At 72.5% G+C, this 21560-nt stretch carries 16 protein-coding genes and 1 pseudogene; 7 read left to right on the top strand and 10 right to left on the bottom strand.

The annotated features are described in order from the left end of the window. Positions 1 to 19: 19 nt before the first annotated feature. Both ACZ7KX_RS17765 and ACZ7KX_RS17760 read right to left on the bottom strand, forming a co-directional pair. Complete coding sequence (locus ACZ7KX_RS17765) at positions 20 to 844, bottom strand: zf-HC2 domain-containing protein (protein WP_470327217.1); 825 nt, start codon at positions 842 to 844, stop codon at positions 20 to 22. Continuing rightward, positions 841 to 1344 (bottom strand): RNA polymerase sigma factor, encoded by a 504-nt coding sequence (locus ACZ7KX_RS17760; protein ID WP_470327269.1) that lies wholly within the window; start codon positions 1342 to 1344, stop codon positions 841 to 843. The genes ACZ7KX_RS17765 and ACZ7KX_RS17760 overlap by 4 nt, the downstream gene beginning before the upstream one ends. Positions 1345 to 1674: 330 nt before the next feature. On the opposite strand from ACZ7KX_RS17760, the gene ACZ7KX_RS17755 reads away from it, so the two are divergent. Further along, on the top strand, positions 1675 to 2409 hold the full coding sequence (locus tag ACZ7KX_RS17755) for a DUF899 domain-containing protein (RefSeq protein ID WP_470327216.1): 735 nt from the start codon (positions 1675 to 1677) through the stop codon (positions 2407 to 2409). Between the two features lie 125 nt (positions 2410 to 2534). Here ACZ7KX_RS17755 and ACZ7KX_RS17750 read toward each other — a convergent pair whose 3' ends face one another. Both ACZ7KX_RS17750 and ACZ7KX_RS17745 read right to left on the bottom strand, forming a co-directional pair. Next, positions 2535 to 4040: a DEAD/DEAH box helicase gene (locus ACZ7KX_RS17750; protein WP_470327215.1), complete on the bottom strand. Its 1506-nt coding sequence runs from the start codon at positions 4038 to 4040 to the stop codon at positions 2535 to 2537. 371 nt (positions 4041 to 4411) lie between these two features. Next, complete coding sequence (locus ACZ7KX_RS17745; RefSeq protein WP_045694210.1) at positions 4412 to 4615, bottom strand: cold-shock protein; 204 nt, start codon at positions 4613 to 4615, stop codon at positions 4412 to 4414. Positions 4616 to 5117: 502 nt separating this feature from the next. On the opposite strand from ACZ7KX_RS17745, the gene ACZ7KX_RS17740 reads away from it, so the two are divergent. Continuing rightward, positions 5118 to 5345 (top strand): hypothetical protein, encoded by a 228-nt coding sequence (locus ACZ7KX_RS17740; RefSeq protein ID WP_350524404.1) that lies wholly within the window; start codon positions 5118 to 5120, stop codon positions 5343 to 5345. A 123-nt stretch (positions 5346 to 5468) separates the two neighbouring features. On the opposite strand, the gene ACZ7KX_RS17735 is transcribed toward ACZ7KX_RS17740, so the two are convergent. Beyond that, positions 5469 to 7949, bottom strand: a complete 2481-nt coding sequence (locus ACZ7KX_RS17735) for an FHA domain-containing protein (protein ID WP_470327214.1) — start codon at positions 7947 to 7949, stop codon at positions 5469 to 5471. Between the two features lie 200 nt (positions 7950 to 8149). Here ACZ7KX_RS17735 and ACZ7KX_RS17730 point away from each other — a divergent pair, with 200 nt between their 5' ends. Further along, the gene (locus tag ACZ7KX_RS17730) at positions 8150 to 10276 is read left to right on the top strand and encodes a SpoIIE family protein phosphatase (protein WP_470327213.1); all 2127 of its coding nucleotides are present in this window, start codon (positions 8150 to 8152) and stop codon (positions 10274 to 10276) included. 208 nt (positions 10277 to 10484) lie between these two features. Here the strand turns inward: ACZ7KX_RS17730 and ACZ7KX_RS17725 are convergent, their stop codons facing one another. From ACZ7KX_RS17725 to ACZ7KX_RS17705, 5 genes are all read right to left on the bottom strand, one after another. After that, on the bottom strand, positions 10485 to 11408 hold the full coding sequence (locus tag ACZ7KX_RS17725) for a carbohydrate ABC transporter permease (protein ID WP_470327212.1): 924 nt from the start codon (positions 11406 to 11408) through the stop codon (positions 10485 to 10487). Beyond that, positions 11405 to 12718, bottom strand: a complete 1314-nt coding sequence (locus ACZ7KX_RS17720) for a carbohydrate ABC transporter permease (protein ID WP_470327211.1) — start codon at positions 12716 to 12718, stop codon at positions 11405 to 11407. The genes ACZ7KX_RS17725 and ACZ7KX_RS17720 overlap by 4 nt, the downstream gene beginning before the upstream one ends. 6 nt (positions 12719 to 12724) lie before the next feature. Then, the gene (locus ACZ7KX_RS17715; protein ID WP_470327210.1) at positions 12725 to 14053 is read right to left on the bottom strand and encodes an ABC transporter substrate-binding protein; all 1329 of its coding nucleotides are present in this window, start codon (positions 14051 to 14053) and stop codon (positions 12725 to 12727) included. A gap of 82 nt (positions 14054 to 14135) precedes the next feature. Further along, positions 14136 to 15836: a glycoside hydrolase family 13 protein gene (locus ACZ7KX_RS17710; RefSeq protein ID WP_470327209.1), complete on the bottom strand. Its 1701-nt coding sequence runs from the start codon at positions 15834 to 15836 to the stop codon at positions 14136 to 14138. Positions 15837 to 16029: 193 nt separating this feature from the next. Then, positions 16030 to 17337: an ABC transporter substrate-binding protein gene (locus tag ACZ7KX_RS17705; RefSeq protein ID WP_470327208.1), complete on the bottom strand. Its 1308-nt coding sequence runs from the start codon at positions 17335 to 17337 to the stop codon at positions 16030 to 16032. A 144-nt stretch (positions 17338 to 17481) separates the two neighbouring features. On the opposite strand from ACZ7KX_RS17705, the gene ACZ7KX_RS17700 reads away from it, so the two are divergent. The 4 genes and pseudogenes from ACZ7KX_RS17700 to ACZ7KX_RS17685 form a co-directional block, all read left to right on the top strand. Beyond that, complete coding sequence (locus tag ACZ7KX_RS17700; RefSeq protein ID WP_470327207.1) at positions 17482 to 17985, top strand: PadR family transcriptional regulator; 504 nt, start codon at positions 17482 to 17484, stop codon at positions 17983 to 17985. After that, positions 17982 to 18743 carry an ABC transporter ATP-binding protein gene (locus ACZ7KX_RS17695; protein WP_470327206.1) on the top strand — a complete coding sequence of 254 codons (762 nt, stop codon included), beginning with the start codon at positions 17982 to 17984 and terminating at the stop codon, positions 18741 to 18743. The genes ACZ7KX_RS17700 and ACZ7KX_RS17695 overlap by 4 nt, the downstream gene beginning before the upstream one ends. Positions 18744 to 18747: 4 nt before the next feature. After that, positions 18748 to 21114 (top strand): FtsX-like permease family protein, encoded by a 2367-nt coding sequence (locus ACZ7KX_RS17690; protein WP_470327205.1) that lies wholly within the window; start codon positions 18748 to 18750, stop codon positions 21112 to 21114. A gap of 61 nt (positions 21115 to 21175) precedes the next feature. Continuing rightward, a pseudogene (locus tag ACZ7KX_RS17685) lies at positions 21176 to 21346 on the top strand (IS256 family transposase); the annotation flags it as partial. Between the last annotated feature and the right edge of the window lie 214 nt (positions 21347 to 21560).

Raw genomic sequence — 21560 nt, 5'->3', positions numbered from 1 at the left:
TCGAGGGTCGAGGATGGTTTCACAGCGTTGAGTAGGCGTTTCTGCGGGCGATCACGGCACCGACGCCGAGCGCGAGGAGCAGCCCCCACGCGGGCAGCCCCTCCGGCTGGATGACGAGCCGCAGGGCGAGGGGGACGCGGCCGGTGGCCCACGCGGGTGCCACGGCAACGCCCCACGCGACCACCAGCCCGACGACGGCGCGGGTCACGCCGACCACGCTGCCCAGCGCCAGGGCGGTGGAGGTGAAGGCCAGGGAGGGCAGCAACCACTGCGCGGCCGTCACGGTCCCGGTCAGCCATCCCCCGGTGAGGAGCACGGGCAGGACGACCAGGAGCACCGCCGTGGTGCGCCGGAGGAGCAGCGGCAGGCCGGCCCGGGCGGTCGAGGCCGTCAGTTCGTACGCCGGGTCCAGGCCGCGCGACCACGATGCGGCGACACCGCACATCGGCAGCACGGGCGCGATCAGCAACACCGGCGAGGCGGCACCGAAGAGTCTCGACGGAGCCGCGGCGTCCAGCAGCAGCGCCGCGAGGGTGACGGCGACGGTCATGGCCAGCCACGGCGCCACGACCGGTGTCAGCCAGGCCGACGCCCACCTCGGGCGGTGCCGCCGCGAAGGCGTCCTGACGGCCGCGTCCAGCTGCGGTTCCAGACCGGCCCGGACGGTGTCGAGGAGCGCGGCGATGTCGGGCGCCTCGGTGGTCACGGAGGTCGCCAGGTGGCGCCGGCACGGCGCGCACGCCTCCAGATGGGCCTCCAACGCCCACACCGTGTCCGCGGCCATCTCCGTGTCACCGCGTGCGTAGTCGTCGATCAACCGCCTCGACGCGTGTTCCCCGCTCATGCCAGCGCCTCCCGCATCGCGATCCGGGCCCGGCGGGCACGGGTCTTGACCGTGCCTTCGGGCAGTCTGAGCAGGACGGCGGTCTCCCGGACGGAGAGCCCGTCGAGCACCGTGGCCTGCAGTACCTCGCGCAGTTCCGGCGCCAGTCGCCGCAGGGCGTCACCGACGTCGCCGCCGACCGTCCCGGCGAGCGCCTCCTCCTCCGCGGCGGGCACCACCGCCCGCTCGGCGGCGGCCACCGGCGGTTCGGCGTGGTGCGCACGGTGCCGGAACGCGTCGACGAGGCGCCGCGCCGCGATCGTCCACAGCCACCCGACGGCCGTCCCGCCGACCGCGCTCCCGGCGAACGCGCCGGCCGCGCGCCACACCGCCAGATAGGTCTCCTGCATGACCTCGGCGACGATCTGCTCGTCCGCGCAACGGCGGCGCAACCGCACCGCCAGCCACGGCGACGTGCGCCGGTACAACTCGTCGAACGCCCGGCGGTCGCCTCTGGCCACCAGCCGGACGAGGCGTTCCTCGTCCAGCTCGTCCCATGCTCTCCTGCGTGATCTCACACCAGCCAGACGCCCGCTGCGGCGCACAGGTTCTGCCCCCGTAGTGACCTGCATCACAGTCCGGAATCCCGGCCGGCCGCCGGCTCCGATCCGCCTCGTTGCGTGATCACGCCGCCGAGCAGGCCGTGTGGCGTGGTCGCGAGGGCCCGCCGCCACGCGCGTACGGTGGATGTACGGCCGGGCGGGTAGCCGGTGGCAGGCACTTCCGGCTGCCACCGCGGGTGACTGCACGCCGCGATGCGGCGTTCTGCTCCCCTACAGGAGGGAAAGGCCATGCCCGAGTACAGGATCGGCACGCAGGAGGAGTTCGAGGCGGCCCGGGAGGAGCTGCTCGCGGAGGAGAAGAGGCTCACCCGGCTCGGTGACGAGCTCGCGCGGAAGCGGCGGGAGCTTCCCTGGGTGCCGGTCGGGAAGGACTACGGTTTCGAGACCGCCGGCGGGACCAGGTCGCTCGCGGACCTCTTCGACGGGCGCTCGCAACTGCTCGTCTACCACTTCATGTTCGGCCCGTCCTACGAGGCCGGATGCCCGGTCTGTTCCTCGATCGCGGACACCCTCAGCCCCAACGCGGTCCACCTGAAAGCCCGCGACGTGACGCTGATCTGCTCCTCGCGCGCGCCGATCGACAACCTGCTCGCCTACCGCGAACGGATGGGCTGGCGCTTCGACTGGGTCTCCGCCGCCGGCAGTGACTTCCACCGCGACCTCGGCTTCCAGTACACCGAGGAGGAGCTGGGACCGTTCCTCGGGGGTGACATCCCGCCGACCGTGCGTCAGATGGCGGAGGCCTGCGGCACCGACGTGCTCGGGTACGTCACCGAAGGCCCCGGACTGAGCGTCTACGCGCTCTCGAACGGCACCGTCCACCGGACGTACGTCACCACTGCGCGCGGCCTTGAGCCCGCCATGGCCTACTACGGCCTCCTCGACCGGACACCGATGGGCCGGCACGAAGAGGGCGAGGAGACCCACTGGCTGCGCCGCCACGACGAGTACGGGAAGACCTGAGGACCGTCTCCGGCCACGCTGTCTCCGGCCGCGCTGTCTTCGCCCCTCGCGACGGCCCGCTCCCTACGACCGTGCTCCGCCGCCGGGCAAGCGGTCGCCACCGCCCCCGACACGGATCCGTGGCCCTATACGGCGAGGGTGGATCGTCGGGGCGCCGGGCGGCGGCCGGAGCCCTGATTGTCGTGGCCGGAGGCGGCCGGCGTGTCGCCCGCGGTGTGGGCGGGGCGGGGGCGGCGCGCCGACGGGCTGCGGCGCGGCCGCTCGGTGACGGGGTCGGGGATCACGGTGGGGATGCCGGTGGGCACGCGGGCGCCGGTGATGCGGGCCAGGTCCTCGCCGCCGGCGCTGACCCTGGTGGTGACGGGGGTGATGGCGGCCGTTGCCATCAGGCGGGCCATCGCGCGGCGCTGGTTGGGCAGCACCAGCGTGACGACGGTGCCGGACTCACCCGCCCGGGCGGTGCGGCCGCCCCGGTGGAGGTAGTCCTTGTGGTCGACCGGCGGGTCCAGGTTGACGACGAGGTCGAGCCCGTCGACGTGGATGCCGCGGGCGGCGACATTGGTCGCGATCAACGCGGTCACCTGGCCGGTGCGGAACTGCTCCAGGGTCCGGGTGCGTTGCGGTTGGAGCTTGCCGCCGTGCAGGGCCGCGGCCTTCACACCGTTCGCGAGCAGGTCCTGCACCAGGCGGTCCGCGCCGTGCCTGGTGTCGGTGAACATGATCACCCTGCCGTCACGGGACGCGATGTGGGCGATCGTGGCGTTCTTGTCAAAGTTCTGCACGTGCAGCACGTGGTGCTCCATGGTGCTGACCGCTCCCGCGGACGGGTCCACCGAGTGGGTGACCGGGTCCTTGAGGAAGCGCCGCACCAGGCGGTCGACGTTGCGGTCCAGGGTGGCGGAGAACAGCATGGTCTGGCCGCCTTCGGCGACCTGGTCGAGAAGTTCGGTGACGTGCGGCAGGAAGCCCATGTCGGCCATCTGGTCGGCTTCGTCGAGCACGGTGACGCCGACCCCGTCGAGCCGGCAGTCACCCCGCTGGATCAGGTCCTTGAGCCGGCCCGGGGTGGCGACCACGACCTCCGCGCCACGGTTCAGCACCCATGCCTGGCGGCTCATCGACGCCCCGCCCACCACGGTCGCCATCCGCAGGCGCACCGCGTGGGCGTAGGGGGTGAGGGCTTCGGTGACCTGCTGCGCGAGCTCGCGGGTGGGGACCAGCACCAGGGCCAGCGGACGGCGCGGCTCGGCCCTGTGCCCGGCGGTGCGGGCCAGGACGGCGAGGCCGAACGCGATGGTCTTCCCGGAGCCGGTGCGGCCTCGTCCGAGGACGTCACGGCCGGCCAGCGAGTTCGGCAGGGTTTCGGCCTGGATCGGGAACGGCGCGGTGACACCCCGGCGGGCCAGCACCGGCAGCAGGGCCTTCGGCATGTCCAGCTCCTCGAAGGACGCGGCGGCCGGCAGCGCCGGGGTGGTACTCACCGGCATCGCGAACTCGCCCGGCGCCGACGGGCCCCGGCCGACGCTGCGGCCGGAGGGGCGCCGGCCCCGGGCGGCCCGGGTGTCGGGGAAGGAACCGCCGCCGGAACGGGAGCCGGCGTTCTGGTACGGGGAGCGACTGGAGCGGTTCATGCAGGAGCCTTCCTCGGGGCGGCACGTCACGAGGAAGGCTCCGTGGCGCGGGGCGTCGGCGGAGACCGCGAGGAAACGGGCCGGAACTGTGACGGTCGGAGCGTGGACGGTGGAACCGTGCGGCACGTCACCTGAGGTCGGCGCTCACCACGCGGTGCGGGAGCGAACGACCTCGAACCGTGAGCTGCCACGGCAGGGCGCCGGTCGGAGCGCGGCGCTGTGTCTCGCGCGGGGGGTGACCGCCGCCGCGGAGTCGGAGCCAGGGGGCCTGAGCGGCCGGGAGCGCGTCGTGGCGCAATGCCGAGGGGCCCGCACCGGGCGTGTGCGCGGTGCGGGCCCCTCGCTGCTTGGCGGGTGCCGTGGCAGAAGAACTACAGCGGGCGGATGTTCTCGGCCTGCGGGCCCTTCTGGCCCTGCGTGACGTCGAACTCGACCTTCTGGCCCTCAAGCAGCTCACGGAAGCCGTTGGCGTTGATGTTCGAGTAGTGGGCGAAGACGTCGGGGCCGCCACCCTCCTGCTCGATGAAGCCGAAGCCCTTTTCCGAGTTGAACCACTTCACGGTGCCATTAGCCATTAAGAAATCTCCTTCAAGGGGCTGTCCGAAGCGCGCACAGCGCACGCTCCGAGTCGCCGCGGGAAGCACCCACCCGGGAAGAGCCGGGAAACAAAAATGCGCCTGCGAATACATCAGCAGGCGCACACAAAGTTCATGGGAACCACTACTGCAACTAAAACGACTCTAGCAGGCCCGAGCGCGCTTTGGGTGAACATTTCGCCCGCAGTTTCCTGGGGGTACCCCCGTGATCGCCGGACCTGAGCCGCCATGAGCCTCAACACGCCTTGGCAGCAGCCTCGTTGACACGTCCGCGAGGTTCCGGCGCCGAGAGCCCGGAAGGACGGTCCCCGCGGACACGGCGAGCCCCCCTCGTCCCGACGGCGCCGCACAAGTGATCACGTCGCGCTCGTCGGCACCGTTCAGGGCCCCCGGACTGCGCGTGCGGCATTATCACCCCTCACTCGAACGCAAGTGCACCGAATAGGCCCGCTCCCGCGATTTCCGGCGCATACTGGAGGGGATGAACAACTTCGCAGCAGCCCGCCGCCCCCTGCCGAACAGCCCCTTCAAGGCTCCGCCCGAGGCACCCCGCAAGCACTTCGCCGTCGGCGACCGAGTCACCCACGACCGGTACGGCCTCGGCCGGGTCATCGGCGTCGAGGGTGACGGCGACACCGCCGTGCTCGTCGACTTCGGTTCACAACGGGTACGCGTCTCCCCGCCGTACAGCACGCTGTTCGTGCTCTGACCCGGCCGCCCCCGGCTCCCGCGCCAAAGGTGCACGCGTCTCCCGGGTGGAGCGGCCCCGGACCAGGTCACGGCGTCGCCGACGACGCAGTGCCCGGATCGGTCCGGCTGACGAGCGGGTCCGTCAGCCGGCCTTCCGGGCCCGTCGCATGACCGCCGGCTCGGTCCGCCGCAGGAGCCAGTAGACCACCAGGCCGTAGGCCAGGCTGAGCACCAGCAGCATTCCGGTGCTCAGCAGCCAGGTCCCCGCGCTGTGCCGGAACAGCGGATCGGTCGCCAGGTTGTTACCGGGCGAGATGGCGCGCAGATCGACGGTGGCGGCCATCGCCGCCATCGCCCAGCGGGACGGCACCAGCCAGGAGAGCTGTTCGAGTCCCGGCACCCCGTACAGGCGCAGCTGGGTGCCGGTGAAGACGACCTGCACGATGGCCAGCAGCACCAGCAGCGGCATGGTGGCCTCTTCCTTGCCGACCAGCGCCGAGACCAGTAGTCCCAGCATCATTCCGGCGAGGGCGAGCAGCGCCATCACGATGACGATCTCGGCGAGCGGCGGCAGGAAGACCCCGCTGCCGCCCTCGGGTCTGAGCCGCACTCCCGCCAACGCGACCATGGTGAGCACCACGGCCTGAACCACCGTGACCGTGCCGAGCACCACCACCTTCGAGCAGAGGTACGCCGATCGGGAGAGCCCGACGGCGCGCTCCCGCCGGTAGATCACCCGCTCCTTGACCAGCTCGCGGACCGCGTTGGCGGCACCGGTGAGCACTCCGCCGACGCAGAGGATCAACAGCGCACTGAACACACTGCTGTCGGTGAGCTTGCCGCCGGCCAACGCCCGGGCCAACACGCCCATCACGAACGGCAGCGCGATCATGATCACCACGAAGGTGCGGTCGGCGGCCAGTGCCGCGGTGTAGCGGCGCACCAGGGTGCCCAACTGGCGGTCCCAGCGCTGCGGCTGAGGAGGTGGCTTGGCCGGTACGGGCCGGGCACGGCGTCGCGCGGGCAGCGGGGACCTCGGGCTGCGCTGCCCGGACGGTGCAGAGGGCACACTACTCCGCTCGGCCGCCCCCGATGGCGGTACCCCGTCCTTCTCGGCCAGCCCCGACGGCGCGACCGGGGCTCGGGGCCGTTCCATGGGGTCGATGTACCGGCGGTACGCGGGCGAAGCCCGGTACTCGCCCATCCAGTCGCGGTCCTCCTCCGTCTCGAAGTTCTCGAACGCTTGCGGCCACTGCGAGCACCCGAAGTACTCCAGAGCGTCGCCGGGCGGTCCGTAGTACGCGGTGCGACCGCCCGGTGCGAGCATCAGCAGACGGTCACAGAGATCGAGGCTCAGCACGCTGTGCGTCACCACGACGACGGTGCGACCGTCGTCCGCCAGGTCCCGGAGCATCTGCATCACCGAGCGGTCCATCCCCGGGTCCAGGCCGGAGGTCGGCTCGTCGAGGAAGAGCAGCGACGGCTTGGTGAGCAGTTCCAGTGCCACACTGACCCTCTTGCGCTGGCCGCCGGAGAGGCTGGCGACCACCAGGTCGGCCCGCTTCTCCAGGCCCAGTTCGGCGATCACCTCGTCGACCCGGGCGTTCCGCTCGGCCGCCCCGGTGTCGCCGGGGAAGCGCAGTTCGGCGGCGTAGCCGAGCGCACGCCGGACGGTCAGCTGGGTGTGCAGGATGTCGTCCTGCGGCACCAAGCCGATCCGGTGGCGCAGTTCGGCGTAGTCGCGGTAGAGGTCGCGACCGTCGTAGCGCACCGTGCCACCGTCGGCGGGCCGCAGCCCGGTGAGCGCGTTCAGCAGGGTCGACTTGCCCGAGCCGCTCGGACCGGTGACCGCCAGCAGGCAGTCCTGGCCGACCGGAAAGCTGATCCCGTCGAGCAGCCGGCCGTCGCCGACCGTGACCACCAGGTCGGCCACGTCGAGGGTGATGTCGCCGGTGTCGACGAACTCCTGGAGTTCGCCGTTGACCAGGCAGAACTCCGAGTGGCCGATGCCCAGCAGGTCTCCCGGGCCGATCACGGCCTCCACCACCGGTTGACCGTTGAGGTAGGTGCCGTTGTGGCTGTGCAGATCGGTGATCGCGTACCGGCCGTCGGCGGTGGTGTGCAGTTCGGCGTGGTGGCGGGAAACCTCAAGGTCGGCCAGGACCAGGTCGTTGTCGGGTGCGCGGCCGATCCGCACGGTGCGGGCGATCAGCGGATGGATGCTGGTGGGCGGCCGGTACGAGCCGGTGATCGCAGTCAGCGCAGTGGGACGCGGGACGGCGGACTGCGGCGCGGGCGCCACGGTGAGCTCCACCTCCGGGCCGTCGCCGGGGCTGCCGAACCGGATGACACTGTCGGTGCCGAGGTCACCGAGATCGAGGCGCGAGATCCGGCGGCCCCCGGACCAGGTGCCGTTGTCGCTGTCCAGATCGTCCAGCATCCAGTGTCCGTCGCCGAGGTGCAGCACTGCGTGGTGCCATGACACCCGGGGGTCACTGAGCGGGATCTCGCTGACCGGGTCGCGGCCGACGTGGTACGAGCGGCTCGGGGTGAGGATCCGCGAGTCGCCGGCAGTCGTCAGTACCAGGTCCGGCGCAATGGGTGCGACCTGTCGCTCTCCCATGTATTCGACCATAGCCCCTGCGGCCCACGAAGGGCTTCCGCTGGTCGAGGGGCCCGAACACCGGTGCCCAGCCGTCCGGGAAGCCCTGCGCTTCGAAGCCGAGCAGCCCGGCGCGCGGCCCCGCCCGGGCGAGGCCATGATGGGAGAGCCAGACCTCGTACGGGCCACCGACGAGAACAGAACCGAACCCGGGCTTTCCCATGACGGATCCAGGTGAGCGCGCGAACACGGCGTCGCCCGGCCCCGACGGCGTCGACCGGGCCGTGATGAAGGCGCTGCTCACCGAGTCGCCGGTCGGGCTGTACGTCGTCGACACCGACCTGCGGCTGATCCGGTTCAACACCGCCTCGGCGGGCGTGCGCGGGGTACGGGGCGAGGAGGTCATCGGCCGGCCACTGCGTGAGTTGGCGCCGCTCCTGGTCAACGACACGAACGAGCGAATTCTCCGGAAGGTCGCCGAAACCGGGGAACCGGTCATCGACCTGGTGCAGCGCGGCTCCCCGCCGTCCGATCCGGAGCGGGAGCACGTCTACTCCGTCTCCGCGCTGCAACTCGTGGGCAGCGACGACCAGCAGGTCATCGGCGTGGCCACGATCGTCATCGACGTCACCGAACGCCACCGGGCCCGGGACCGCCTGGAGCTGCTCGCCCGCTCCAGCGCTCTCATCGGCACGTCCCTGGACGTGACCCGGACGACGGAGGAACTGACCGAGGTGGCGGTCCCGCAGCTGGCCGACGCGGTGGCGATCGACATCCTCGACCCGGTGTTCCAGGGCTATGCGCTCGCCCCCGGGCCGGTCGGCGACGACGCCACCCTGCGCCGCACCGCATTCCGTTCGGAGCCCGAAGGCCGCCTGCAGCCGGCCTTCCCGGTCGGGACCGTCAACGTGATCTCACCGCCCACTCCCTTCAGCCAGTGCCTGTCCGACCTGCGCCCCCGCCTCGTCCGGGACGTCGAGGCGGCCGAGGACTGGCTGGTGCGCGAGCCGCTCAGGGCGGAGCGCATCCGGGCGGCCCACGTGGACTCGCTGGTGGTGGCGCCGCTGGCCGCCCGCGGGGTGATCCTCGGTGTGGCCTCGTTCTACCGCTGGCGCAGACCCGAGTTCGACGAGGACGATGTGACCACCGCCGCGGAGCTCGCCGCCAGGACCGCCGTCTGTGTGGACAACGCCCGGCGGTACACCCGGGAGTCGCGGGCCGCACGGGCCCTCCAGCACACTCTGCTTCCCACTCGGCTGCCCGACCAGAACGCCGTCGAGGCGTCCTACTGCCATGTGCCCGCAGCCGAGGCCGCCGGCTGGTACGACGTCATCCCGCTCCCGGGAGCCCGGGTGGCGCTGGTGGTGGGCACCGTCGGCAGGGACGGCCTCCGGGCTGCGGCCGCGGCCGGCCGGCTGCGGGCCGCCGTCCACACGCTCGCCGCGATCGACCTGCCTCCCGACGAACTGCTCGCCCACCTGGACGACCTGATGGTTCGTCTCGGCGGGGCGCGGGAGGAGCTCTCCGACGAGGGCACGCCCGTGCGCGGGCCCTCCGGCGCCACCTGCGTCTACGCCGTCTACGACGCCACCAGCGGTGAGTGCGTCTTCGCCCGAGCGGCGCACCCGGCCCCGGAGATCGTCCATCCCGATGGCACCGTCGCGGCCTTCCGCGTCCCGGACGGGCCACGCCTGGGCCTCAACAGGGCGCCTTTCGAGAGCTGCCGCCTGCACCTCCCTGCCGGGAGCCTGCTGGCCTTCTACACGCCCGAGCTGCTGCGGTGCCTGCACGGCCACCCCCGCCGCGGTCTCCAACGCCTTCGGCGTCAACTCGCCCACCCCGAGCGGTCCGTGCAGGACACGTGCGACGCGACCATCTACTCACTGGTCCAGGAGCGGCCACGCAAGGACGTCGTCCTGCTGGCCGCACGAACCCGGCTCCTCAACGGCGACCGAATCGCGTCCTGGACCTTCCCCGACGATCCCGCCATCGTCGCCACCGCCCGACGCCTGGCCTCCAGCCAACTGGTCACCTGGGGCCTGGAGGAACTCGACTCCACCACGCTGCTCCTGGTCAGCGAGCTGGTCACCAACGCGATCCGGTACGCCGGCGGGAAGGTCCAGCTGCGCCTGATCCACGACATGACGCTCACCTGTGAGGTCTCCGACAGCAGCAGCGCTGCACCGCACGTCCGACATCCCCGGGCGAGCGACGAGGGCGGGCGCGGTCTGCTCCTCGTCGCTCAGCTGGCCGATCGCTGGGGAACACGGCAGACGGCGGACGGCAAGATCATCTGGGCCGAACAGGCCCTTCCGGCACCCGATACGGCCCCGCCCCCGTCCCCCTGAGCTGCCGTCCGGTCGGCGGCGACACCTCGATGCCGACCGGACGGGGCGCGGCACCAGGCGTGCGAGGCCTTCGAAGCATCGCACTACTCCACCGACTGGCCACCGGAAGCCGCCTCACCCCGGCCGACTGGGGAGTGTGTTTCGAGAGTGCCGGGGCGCTGGCGAGCCCGCCCGGCCGGGGCGGCCGTCCTCGTCGTCGCCTCTGGTGTCACTTCACGGATCCGGCCATCGCTCCCTGGATGAAGAACCGCTGGAAGCAGAGGAACACCCCGACGGGGACCAGGAGGGACAGGAACGCGCCGGGTGCGAGGATGTCCATGTTGCTGCCGAACTGTCGCATCTGGGACTGCAGGTAGACGGTCAGCGGCTGCGAGTCGTTGCCGGCGAAGATCAGCGCGACCAGCATGTCGTTCCAGACCCAGAGGAACTGGAAGATGCACAGCGAGGCGACGGCCGGTGCGGCGAGCGGCAGGGCGAGGGTGCGGAAGATCCGCCACTCCCCGCAGCCGTCCATCCGCGCCGCTTCCAGGAGTTCGGCGGGGATCTCCAGGAAGTGGTTGCGCATCAGGAACACGGCGAACGGCAGCCCGTAGCCGACGTGGAACAGCACGACGCCGGGGATGGTGCCGAACAGCCCGACGGCGCCCTCCAGCTTGGCGACCGGGATGAGCCCGACCTGCACCGGCACGACCAGCAGCCCGACCACGCCGAGGAAGACGGCGTCCCGGCCGGGGAAGCGCATCCAGGCGAAGGCGTAGCCGGCGCCCGCCGCGAGGGCGACGGTCAGCAGGGTCGCCGGGACGCTGATGAGCACGGTGTTCCACAACGCCTTGGGGACGTCGCCGCCGCCGAGCAGCGCGGTGTAGTTCTGCAGGGTGAGCTGGGCGGGCTCGGTCAGTGCCGTCCACCAGCCTCCGGTGGCCGCGACCTGCTTGGGGCGCAGCGAGGAGACCAGCAGGCCGACGGTGGGCACCAGCCAGGCGACGGCGGCCACGATCAGCACGCTCTGGACGAGGCCGCTTCGGGTGAGGGCGGCGAGCCGGGTCGTGAGCGGGAGGGCGGACCGGCCGGCGGACACCGTTGCGGGCACGGTGGTGGTGGGGACGGGCGGGGCCGCCTTGGTGGTGGTCATGCTCGGCTCCCTCGGAAGCGGCGGACGTTGAGAAGCATCACCGGCACGACCAGGAGCAGCAGCAGGACGCTGAGGGCGCTGCCGAGGCCCTGGTCGTTGCCGCCGCCGAAGGAGACCAGGTAGAGCCGGAGCGCGAGCACGCTCGCGTCCTGCTGCACCGGTCCGGGCGCGATGATGTACACGAGGTCGAAGATCTTCATCACGTTGATGACCATGGTGATGAAGACGACGCCGAGGACCGGGGCGAGTTGGGGCACGGTGATGCGGCGGAAGATCTGCCATTCGCCGGCGCCGTCGATCCTGGCCGCCTCGATGGTCTCGCGGGGCAGGTTGGCGAGGCCCCCGGCGATGATGACCATGGCGAAGCCGGCCCAGATCCAGATGTAGGCGCCGATGATGGCCGGGGTGATGAAGGCGGGGCCGAGCCAGTCGACGCCGCGGTAGGGGGCGGCGAAGTTCGCGGCCGGCATCACCACCGAGGTGGTGGCGGACGGGGCCGCGCCGAACCGGAAGGTGCCGTCGGCGGCGGTGGTGGTGGTGTCGACCGTCCGTCCACCGTCCCGGAGTTGGACGGTGACGCCGGGCAGGCCCTTCTTCCCGGCGTCCAGTCGGCCGGGGTGGCCGCCGCCCCCCGGGACGAAGTCCAGGAACACCGTGCCGCTGATCCCGTCGCCGCCGGCCGGCTCCTGGGCCGTCCGGGCGGTCGCCGGAAGGGCGCCGGGCTGCACGCCGACCAGCGGCAGCAGCACGACGCGCGTGCCGGCGGGCGCCGTGACGTCGCCGCTCCGGGCCTGGTCGAGGCCGCCGCCGGGGCGCGGGTGGGCACCCGGATAGGTCGACCGGTCGTCGAAGGTGTCGTGGACGGCGACCGCGGCGGCGTTGAGCACGCCCCGGTGCGGGTCCGCGTCGTACACCGTGCGGAAGATGATCCCGGCGGCGAGGAAGGAGATCGCCATCGGCATGAAGACGAGCAGCTTGAACGCGGTGGCCCAGCGGATCTTCTCGGTGAGCACCGCGAAAACCAGGCCGACGGCGGTCACCAGTGCCGGGGCGACGGCGACCCAGATCGCGTTGTTGCGCACGGCGGTGAGGGTGGCGTGGTCGGTGAAGGCGGTGCCGTAGTTGTCGAGTCCGACGAAGCGTCGGCCGGAGGCGTCGAAGAGGCTGCGGGCCACCGAGTAGCCGATGGGGTAGACGACGAGGGCCCCGAGCAGCAGCAGGGCGGGCAGGACGAAGAGCAGGGCGAGGCCCCGGTGGCGCCGGAGGGCGCCACCGGATGCCCGGCCGCTGCGGGGTGAGCGCAGAGACATGGTGGATCAGCCCTTGTAGGCCTTGGCCGCGTCGGCTTCGAGCCTGGCCGCGGCGCCCTGGACGTCGGAGGGGGCGGCGAGGAAGTCCTGGAGGTCCTTCCACTCGCCCTGGCCCGCGGTGCCGCCGAACGCGGCAGGGGCCTGGTCCGACATGTCGAAGCGGAAGGCGTCGCCGGCGTCGATCACCGACTTGGCGAACTGCCGGGTGGTGTCGTCGGGGTAGACCGAGGGGTCGACGGCCTTGTTGGGCGAGATGAAGCCGCCGGCCTTGGCCCAGACGGTCGCCGCCTCGGGGCCTGCCAGGAACTCGACGAACCTCTGCGCGGCCTCGGGGTGCTTGGCGCCCTTGAGGACGACCGCCGCGTCACCCGCGCCCATCACCGGGGCCTTGCCGCCGTCCACGGCGGGGAAGGGGAACACCTTGGCGTCGGTGCCGACCTGCTTCTTCAGCTCGGAGGCGATGACACCGCCGACGAAGTCGCCCTCGTGGGTCATGGCGGCCTTGGGTTGTGCTCCGAAGACGTCCTGGACGGAGGTCGGGAAGTCGGTCTGCAGGGCGCCCTGCCCGCCGCCGGCGACGAGTTGCCTGTCGCCGAAGACCTTGCCGAGGGTGGTCAGGGCCTTGAGGACCGACGGGTCGGTCCACGGGATCTCGTGCCGGGTGAGCTTGTCGTAGAGTTCCGGCCCGGCCTGGGAGAGGTAGACGTTCTCGAACCAGTCGGTGAGGGTCCAGCCGGCCTGGCCGCCGACCGAGAAGGCCGGGGTGCCGGAGTCGGAGAGCGTCCGTCCGGCCTTCAGCAGGTCGTCGAAGGTGGCCGGGGGCTGGACGCCGGCGTTCTCGAAGGCGGTGGGGCTGTACCAGACGGTCGACTTGTCGGCGGCCTTGAAGTAGAGGCCGTACTGGGTGCCGTCGACGGTGCCGAGGCTGGACCAGATGCCGGCGTAGTCCTTCTTCGCGGCGTCGGTGACGGCGGACGAGAGCGGCGCAAGCCAGCCCTTCGCGGCGAACTGCTTGATCACGCCTGGCTGGGCGACCATGACCACGTCCATCGGGTCACCGCCCTCGATCTTGCTGCCGACCACGGTGGAGAGGTTGTCACCTGTGGAGGTGTAGCTGACGGTGGCGCCGGTCTTCGCGGTGAAGGCGTCCAGCACCTTCTTGAAGTTCTCCTGCTCGGTACCGCTCCACACGGCGGCGACGGTCAGGGTCTGTCCCTTGAGTTCCTGACCGGCGGAATCGGCGGCGGTGCCGCCTCCCCCGCTGCCGCAGGCGGTTGCGGTCGCGGCCAGCAGGACACAGGCAGCCAGGGCGGGAAGGGCGTTACGGAGTCTCATCGTCGGGTCTTCTTCCGTGAGGCGGTGGTGGATTCGCGACGTGGTGGATCGCGACGTGGTGGATTCGCGACGTGACGGATGGTCAGATGCCGCTGAGAGCAGTGGGCCCGACCCACCAAGCGGCGGTGGCGGGCGGCAGGAAGCCGTCATCGCACGGACCGCTGGCCAGCAGGGGCGGACCGGCGACCGGGGCCGGCGCGGGGGTGTCGCCGAAGTTGACGGCGCACACCAGGCCCTCGCCGCGGACGAACGCGAGGACGCCGGGCGGGGTCTCCAGCCACCGCAGCGTGCCCTCGCCGAGCTGCGGGAGTTCACGGCGCAGTTGGAGGGCGGCGCGGTACAGGTGGAACACGGATCCGGCATCGGCCCGCTGCCGCTCGGCCGTGTGGGCGGCGAACGAGGCCGGCTGCGGCAGCCACGGCGTGGCCGGACTGTCCGGCGGGCTGAAACCGAACGGGGCCTCGGCGCCCGACCAGGGCAGCGGTATCCGGCAGCCGTCGCGGATCCCGGTCCGGCTGCCCGTGCGGCGGAAGATCGGGTCGGTGATCGACTCGTCCGGCAGGTCGAGGACTTCGGGCAGTCCGAATTCCTCGCCCTGGTAGATGTAGGCGGCTCCGGGCAGGGCCAGCATCAGCAGGGCGGCGGCCTTGGCCCGGGCGGGGCCGGAGGCCGGGTCCTCCCCCGCGAACCGGCTCACCGTGCGGACCTGGTCGTGGTTGTTGAGCACCCAGGTGACCGTCGATCCGGTGGCGGTGATGTCCCGCACGGCGTCGTCGATGACCCGGTGGAAGTGCGCGAGGTCCCACGGCGCGTGCAGCAGGTGGAAGAAGAATGCCTGGTGCAGTTCGTCGGGGCGCACGTACAGTGCCTGTTCGGCCGGGGTGGGCACCGACGCCTCGCCGACCAGCAGCCGCTGCCGGCCGTCACGGACGGTGTACTCCTCGCAGATCGCGCGCCACCGGCGCCACACGTCGTGCACCTCCGGCTGGTTCCAGGCCAGCGGGTTGACCGAGTCGCGGGTGCGCTCGTCCACGTCCGGGTCGGGCGAGTCCGGAAGCTCGGGGTGCTTGTACAGCCCGGCCGCCACGTCGATCCGGAAGCCGTCGACGCCGCGGTCGAGCCAGAACCGCAGCACTTCGTCGAAGTGGGCGGCGACGTCGGGGTTGCGCCAGTTGAAGTCGGGCTGCTCCGGGGTGAACAGGTGGAGGTACCACTGGCCGGCCCGGCCGTCGGCCTCGGTGGCCCTGGTCCACGCCGGGCCGCCGAACATGGCCCGCCAGTTGTTGGGCGGCAGATCCCCGGCCTCACCGCGCCCGTCGGCGAAGTGGAACCGCGCCCGCTCGGGGCTGCCGGGGCCGTTGGCCAGCGCCTTCTGGAACCACGGGTGCTCACTGGAGCAGTGGTTGGGGACGACGTCCAGGACCAGCTTGAGGCCGAGCAGTCGGCAGTCCGTCACCAGGCGGTCGAACTCGGCGAGGTCGCCGTAGACCGGGTCCACGGCGCAGTGGTCGGCGATGTCGTAGCCGTGGTCGTGCTGGGGTGAGACGTAGAACGGGTTGAGCCAGACGCCGTCGGCGCCCAGCTGCCGCACGTGGTGCAGCTGTTCCCGGACGCCGGCGAGGTCGCCGACGCCGTCGCCGTCGGTGTCACGGAAGCTGCGCACGTAGATCTGGTAGATCACGGCGTCGCGCCACCAGGCACGGGCGGCGGGGGTGGTGGGTGCGTGCGAACGAGCGCGCGGCAGGGTGACCGCGTCGCCGTCCGGGAGGGTGGGGTTGGGCATCTCGCTACTCCAACGGTTATGCATTCGCGTTAGGTATAGCAGGCAGATGCGGGAACTGTTAAGCCCTTGTTTGGTGGCGTTTCCCAGGAGTTACGAGAAGAGGTTCCTGATCAAGGATAGATACGTGTTAGGTACTCGCGGGTAGCGCCTCGCGAAGCAGGGGCGGACCGCCCCGGGCGTCGTCGGCGTCGACTCAGCCGACGATGGCGCGCAGGTCCGCAGCCAGCCGGGGCAGCGCGGCCTCGGCGTTCCGACGGCCCGACACGACCTCGAACGCCGTCTCGCTGAACGCGAGGCTCAGCTGCTGGTACTGCGGCACGCCGGGGCGCGCCCCGGCCGCCAGGATCGCCGTGCGCAGCACGGGCAGGTACGGGAACCGGGTCGTCAGCTCCGGGTCCGCGTACAGGTCGGCCCAGACCGGCGGCAGCCCACCGTCGGTCAGCACGCGGTACTGCGCCCGGCGGCTCGTCAGGTAGCCGATCAGCGCCCGGGCGGTGCGCTGGTGCCGGGAGAACCGGCTGACCGCCAGGCCCGAGCCGCCCAGCACACCGCTGCCGGGCCCGTTCGGGCCGGGCAACGGCACCACGCCGAACCGCCCCTCCACGGGCGACCCGGCGGCTCCGACCGCGTGGTAGACGTACGGCCAGTTCCGCAGGAAGAGCAGGCCTCCCCGGCCGAAGGCCGCGCGGGACTCCTCCTCCTGGTAGCCGAGCACCTCGGGCGGGATCCAGCCGTCGCGCACTCCCCCGGCCAGGAACTCCAGTCCGGCCAGCGCCTGCGGGCTGTCGACCACCACGGTTCCGTCGCCGGCCAGCAGGTCCCCGCCGGCCGAGCGAATGGCCTCCAGCGCGTTGACGGCGAGGCCCTCGTAGGGGCTCAGCTGGCCCGCGTACCCGGACAGCCCGTGCGCGGGGGCCAGCGTCCGTGCCTGCCGCACCAGTTCCGCCCAGGTGGTGGGCGGCTGCTCACCGGCGGCGGCCAGCACGTCGCTCCGGTAGTACAGCAGGGCCGCGTTGGCGACGAACGGCACGGCGTACAGCCGACCGTCGTAGCGTCCGGTCCGCACGACCGGCGGCAGGAAGCTGTCCAGTGCGAAGTCCGACTCGTCCAGCGGCACGGTCCAACGCTTGGCCGCGAACTCGGCCGTCCACACCACGTCGAGGTTGAGCACGTCGAAGCGGCTCCCGCCGGCCGACAGCTCGCCGGCGAGCTGCGCGTGCACCTCGTCCGCCGCCTCGGGCAGCTCGACCAGCTCGGCGGGCTGGTCCGGGTGCTCGGCGTTCCAGTCGGCCAGCAGCCCGCGCAGGTAGCGGGTGGTGTCCCGGCCGGTGGCCAGCGTGACGGGCCCGACCCCCTCCGGGTCGCCCGCCGCCCGCACGTCGCCGGCGAGGCCGTACCAGGCGGACGCGCCCCCGGCCGCGAGCACCGCCGCTCCGCCGACCAGCGCGCGCACCACGCGCCGACGGCCCGCGTCGGGCCCGGTGGGCGGCCGGTCGTCCATGGATCTCCTTCGATCCGCCGGCACGGGTGGGCGCCGACGCACGTCCCTTTATACGGCCTCCCTGCTGGTGGGGGCCCGTCTCCCCGTACTGTGTGACCGAGGTGTAACCAGCGAACAGGAACGAGAAGGAAGAGGTGACGCCCGGTGCGCCATCAGCTGCTGGCGCTGCTGGCCCGGCAGCCCGCCTACGGGTACGAGCTCAAGCAGGGGCTTGAGCAGACCTTCGGCGCGGCGTACCCTCAGCCGAACATCGGCCAGATCTACGTGACCCTGAGCCGACTGGAGAAGTCCGGACTGATCCGCGGCACCGAGGTGACGCAGGAGGGCAGGCCGGACAAGAAGGTCTACGAGATCACGGAGAAGGGCACCGAGGAACTCACCGGCTGGTTCGAGGCGCCCACCGAGGGGCCCCGGGTCAGGGACGAGTTCTTCATGAAGCTGATCCTGGCCGAAGGCACCGACCTCGCCGACCGGCTGACGCTGATCAACAACCAGCGCCGGCACTGCATCAACACGATGCGCGGACTCAACAAGCTGGCCGCCACCGAGCGCGGCAACCGGACCTCGCTGCTGCTGATCGAGGGTGCGGTCCTGCACCTGCAGGCCGACCTCGACTGGCTGGAGCGTTGCCAGGAGGAGCTCACGTGACCGGCTCGGAGCCGATACCCCCGCTGCTGGCCGCCGACGGCGTGGTGCGCTCGCACCTGAGCGGCTCGACCCTGATACCCGCGGTCCGCGGCGTCAGCCTGCGGATCGACCGGGGCGAGTTCATCGCCGTCACCGGCCCGTCGGGCGCCGGCAAGTCGACCCTGCTGCACCTCCTCGCCGGCCTGCTGCGGCCCGACGAGGGCGAGCTGCGGCTCGACGGACGCCGGGTGGACCGCCTGCGCGAGTCCGCCTGGGCCCGCCTGCGCCGCCGGCACTACGGCATCGTCTTCCAGAGCGGCAACCTGCTCCCCGACTTCTCCGTCGCCGACAACATCGAACTGACCGCGGTGCTCGCAGGCATGTCCGGCCGCACCGCCCGCGAACGCCGCCAGGAACTCCTCGAAGACCTCGGCCTCGCCCACAAGGCCGGCGCCGGGCCCGGCGAGCTCTCCGGCGGTGAGCGCCAGCGGGTCGCCCTGGCCCGCGCGCTGGTCAACCGGCCCCAACTGCTCCTCGCCGACGAGCCCACCGGGAACCTCGACAGCCGCAGCACCCGCGACGTCCTCGCCCTGCTCAGCCGCTACCACGAACAGGGCACCACGATCGTGCTGGTCACCCACGACGCCAGGGCGGCGAGCACCGCCGACCGCGTCGTCAGCCTCTTCGACGGCCGGGTCGCCGACGACGCACGGGTGGAGGAGCCCCCGGCCACGCAGCGCGCCGTCGGGGTCCGCGACATCATCGATTTCGGCGGGTGAGCCGGTGTCTGCCGTCCTCCGCTGGATCCGTGCCGACCTGCGCTCGCACCGCCTCCACGCCCTGCTGATCGTCCTCGCCACCGGCGGCACCGCCGCCGCCCTGCTGCTCGCCGGCACGCTGCTCGGCACCGCCGCCGACCCGTGGCAGCGGCAGTTCCGTGCCGCCGGATCACCCGACATCCGGATCGACCTGCGCCCGTCCGCGACCGCCGGGGGCAGCGCCGACGAACCCTCGGCCGCCGTGCTCGCGGGCGAACCCGGCGTACTCGCCGTCTCACCGCCCCAGCACACCGCCGAGGCCACGCTGGTCAGCCGACGCGCCGACGGCGCCGCCGACGCGGGCCCGCCTGGCCGCACCACGCTCGTCCTGCGCGGCGACGACCCGGACGCGGCCCGCCCGCTGCTGCGCTCCGGCACCTGGCTCGATCCGGACGACAGCCACGGGATCGTGCTCGAACAGTCCGCGGCCGACGCCGCCTGGGCCCACCCCGGGGACCACCTGACCGTCCTCGACGCCCACGGCGGCCCCGTCGACCTCCGGGTCCTCGGCATCGCGGACAGCCCCGACCAGCTGCCCAGCCAGGCCGCCGGCTACGACCTCGGCTGGGCCCCTCCCGCAACCCTCGACCTCGTGCAGCCCGAACGGGCGGCCCAAGGACTCACCCTGGGCCTGCGACTGGCCCGCCCCTCCGACGCCGGGTACACGGCCCAGCGGGTGGTCAGCGCCCTCGGCGCCGAGCGGGTCTCCCGGATCACCACCTGGCTGGACGCGCGGGCCGCACGGCAGCAGGACAACCGGCTGGCCGGCCTGCTGCTGGGCCTCAGCGGACTCGCCGCACTGCTCGCCGCCGCCCTCGCGGTGGCCGGCGCGGCCGGCGGGCGGATCCGGTCCAGGACCGGCGACATCGCCCTGCTCAAGGCGCTCGGCTTCACCGCCGGCCAGGTCGCCTGGATGTTCATCGCCGAACAGCTTCTCCTGGCCGGCACCGGAGTGCTGCTCGGCGCCGGCGGGGCCGCGATCGCCGTCCACACCGTACCGGCCCTCGGCGGCGGGACCGAGGCGCTCCACGGGCTCGTCCCCGGCGGTACGGCGACCACCGGCGCCGTGGTCGCCACCGCGCTCCTCGCCGTCGGAGCCGCCGCCGCACTGCCCGCCCTGCGGGCCGCGCGGGTCGTCCCCGTACCCCCGACCGACGGCACCCGGCCACCCGTCATGACGGCCCGGCCGGTCCGGCTCGGCCCACTCCGACGGATGCCGCCGGCCGTCGTGTTCGGGCTCGGCAGCGTCCTGCGCCGGCGCTCGGACCTGGTCGGAAGCGCGCTGCGGCTGACCGTCCCGGTCGTCGCCGCCACCCTGGCCCTGAGCACCTGGTCGACCCTCGACGCCGTCACCCGGCCCGACGGCGGCACCACCGTCCCGTCCGTCACCGCCCGCCGCACCACCCCCGATCAGACGCCCGGCGACGGGCAGCTCGCCGGCGCCCTTGCCGCCGACGTCGCCGTGCAGGGCGTCTTTCCGGGCACCGAGGTGCAGGCCCTGGCGCCCGGCCAGTCCGCGACGCTCACCCTGCGCGCCGTCGGCACCACCGACGCCCCGTACCCGTACACGCTCGTCGAGGGCCGGGCGATCCGCGCCACCGACGAGGCCGTGGCCGGACAGGGCGCCCTCGACCTGCTCGGTGCCCGGGTCGGCCAGTGGGTACGGCTCACCACCGGGAGCACCCCGCGCATCCTGCACATCGTCGGACGCAACCTCGAACCGGAACACGGCGGCCGCGTCCTGTCCACCGGCTTCGACACCCTCGACCGGCCCGGCGACCCCACCCACCCCGACTTCTGGCAGCTGACCCTGCGCCCCGGCCAAGACCCGGCAGAGGTCCAACGCGACCTCCCCGCCCGCGCCGGCCTCGCCGGGCAGACGGAGATCCGTCTCCCCACCGGCCCGGTCACCCGGCCCGGTGCCCTGCGGGCCAGCGTGGTCGGCCTCCTGCTCCTGCTCGCCCTCATCTGCCTGGTCGACCTGCTCACCACGGCCACCGCCGGCTTCCACGAGCGGCGCCGGGACCTCGGCCTGCTGAGGGCGATCGGCCTGACCCCGGGCCAGTGCGCCGTCGTGCTCGCCGTCCGCGGGACAGCCATCGCCCTGATCACCGTCGTCGTCGGCTCGGCCGTCGCCATCCCGCTCGTCCGCCGGCTCATCGACCGGCAGGGCGAGCTGAGCGGCATCGGCGCGGGCATCGCCCGAGCCCCTTCCAGCTGGACGGTCCTCGCCATGGCCGCCATCTGCGCCACGGCGGCCGCCGCCCTCTGCGCACTCCCGGTGCTGCGCATCCCCCCGCCCACCCGGACCCCGGACGGCACCGGCCGGTAGACCTCCCCGACCCCGGTTCACTGCTCGCGGTACCAGGCGTAGGAGGATCTCGGGGTGCGCCGCCTGCGGCCACTTCCCCAACGAACAAGCCGCCCTGAAACGCCTCTACCTGGCCACCCTCGCCCTCGACCCCACCGGACGCGGCCGACAACGCTGGAGCAACCGCTGGCTCGGCGCCCTGAACGCCTTCGACATCGCCTTCGACGGACGCCTGTCAGCCGGACGGGCGTGAGCCAACCGGCCCACACCCACCAACAAGATCAACACCTAGACCAAACGGGTGCCATACACCGAAGACCTGAAAGTCCCCTGGCTGAGCGGCAGGTCCCTGACCTCCGTTCATGTCCCAGGGATCCGCCGCCCGCCTCTGCTGCCAGGCCGCGGGGGCCTTCGCGGGAAGCCCGATGGTGTCGCGCAGGGCCTTGACCAGGACGGGCTGAGCACAT

The sequence above is a fragment of the Kitasatospora sp. NPDC038210 genome, from assembly GCF_055600605.1.
The sequence above is the reverse complement of the archived record's forward strand: the minus strand, read 5'-3'. Positions and strand labels throughout refer to the sequence as shown.

Bases quoted from the DNA above. Each gene is read 5' to 3' on its own strand.
- ACZ7KX_RS17765 (WP_470327217.1), bottom strand. From the start codon at position 844: ATGAGCGGGGAACACGCGTCGAGGCGGTTGATCGACGACTACGCACGC.
- ACZ7KX_RS17755 (WP_470327216.1), top strand. From the start codon at position 1,675: ATGCCCGAGTACAGGATCGGCACGCAGGAGGAGTTCGAGGCGGCCCGG.
- ACZ7KX_RS17750 (WP_470327215.1), bottom strand. From the start codon at position 4,040: ATGAACCGCTCCAGTCGCTCCCCGTACCAGAACGCCGGCTCCCGTTCC.
- ACZ7KX_RS17745 (WP_045694210.1), bottom strand. From the start codon at position 4,615: ATGGCTAATGGCACCGTGAAGTGGTTCAACTCGGAAAAGGGCTTCGGC.
- ACZ7KX_RS17740 (WP_350524404.1), top strand. From the start codon at position 5,118: ATGAACAACTTCGCAGCAGCCCGCCGCCCCCTGCCGAACAGCCCCTTC.
- ACZ7KX_RS17735 (WP_470327214.1), bottom strand. From the start codon at position 7,949: ATGGGAGAGCGACAGGTCGCACCCATTGCGCCGGACCTGGTACTGACG.
- ACZ7KX_RS17730 (WP_470327213.1), top strand. From the start codon at position 8,150: ATGACGGATCCAGGTGAGCGCGCGAACACGGCGTCGCCCGGCCCCGAC.
- ACZ7KX_RS17725 (WP_470327212.1), bottom strand. From the start codon at position 11,408: ATGACCACCACCAAGGCGGCCCCGCCCGTCCCCACCACCACCGTGCCC.
- ACZ7KX_RS17720 (WP_470327211.1), bottom strand. From the start codon at position 12,718: ATGTCTCTGCGCTCACCCCGCAGCGGCCGGGCATCCGGTGGCGCCCTC.
- ACZ7KX_RS17715 (WP_470327210.1), bottom strand. From the start codon at position 14,053: ATGAGACTCCGTAACGCCCTTCCCGCCCTGGCTGCCTGTGTCCTGCTG.
- ACZ7KX_RS17710 (WP_470327209.1), bottom strand. From the start codon at position 15,836: ATGCCCAACCCCACCCTCCCGGACGGCGACGCGGTCACCCTGCCGCGC.
- ACZ7KX_RS17705 (WP_470327208.1), bottom strand. From the start codon at position 17,337: ATGGACGACCGGCCGCCCACCGGGCCCGACGCGGGCCGTCGGCGCGTG.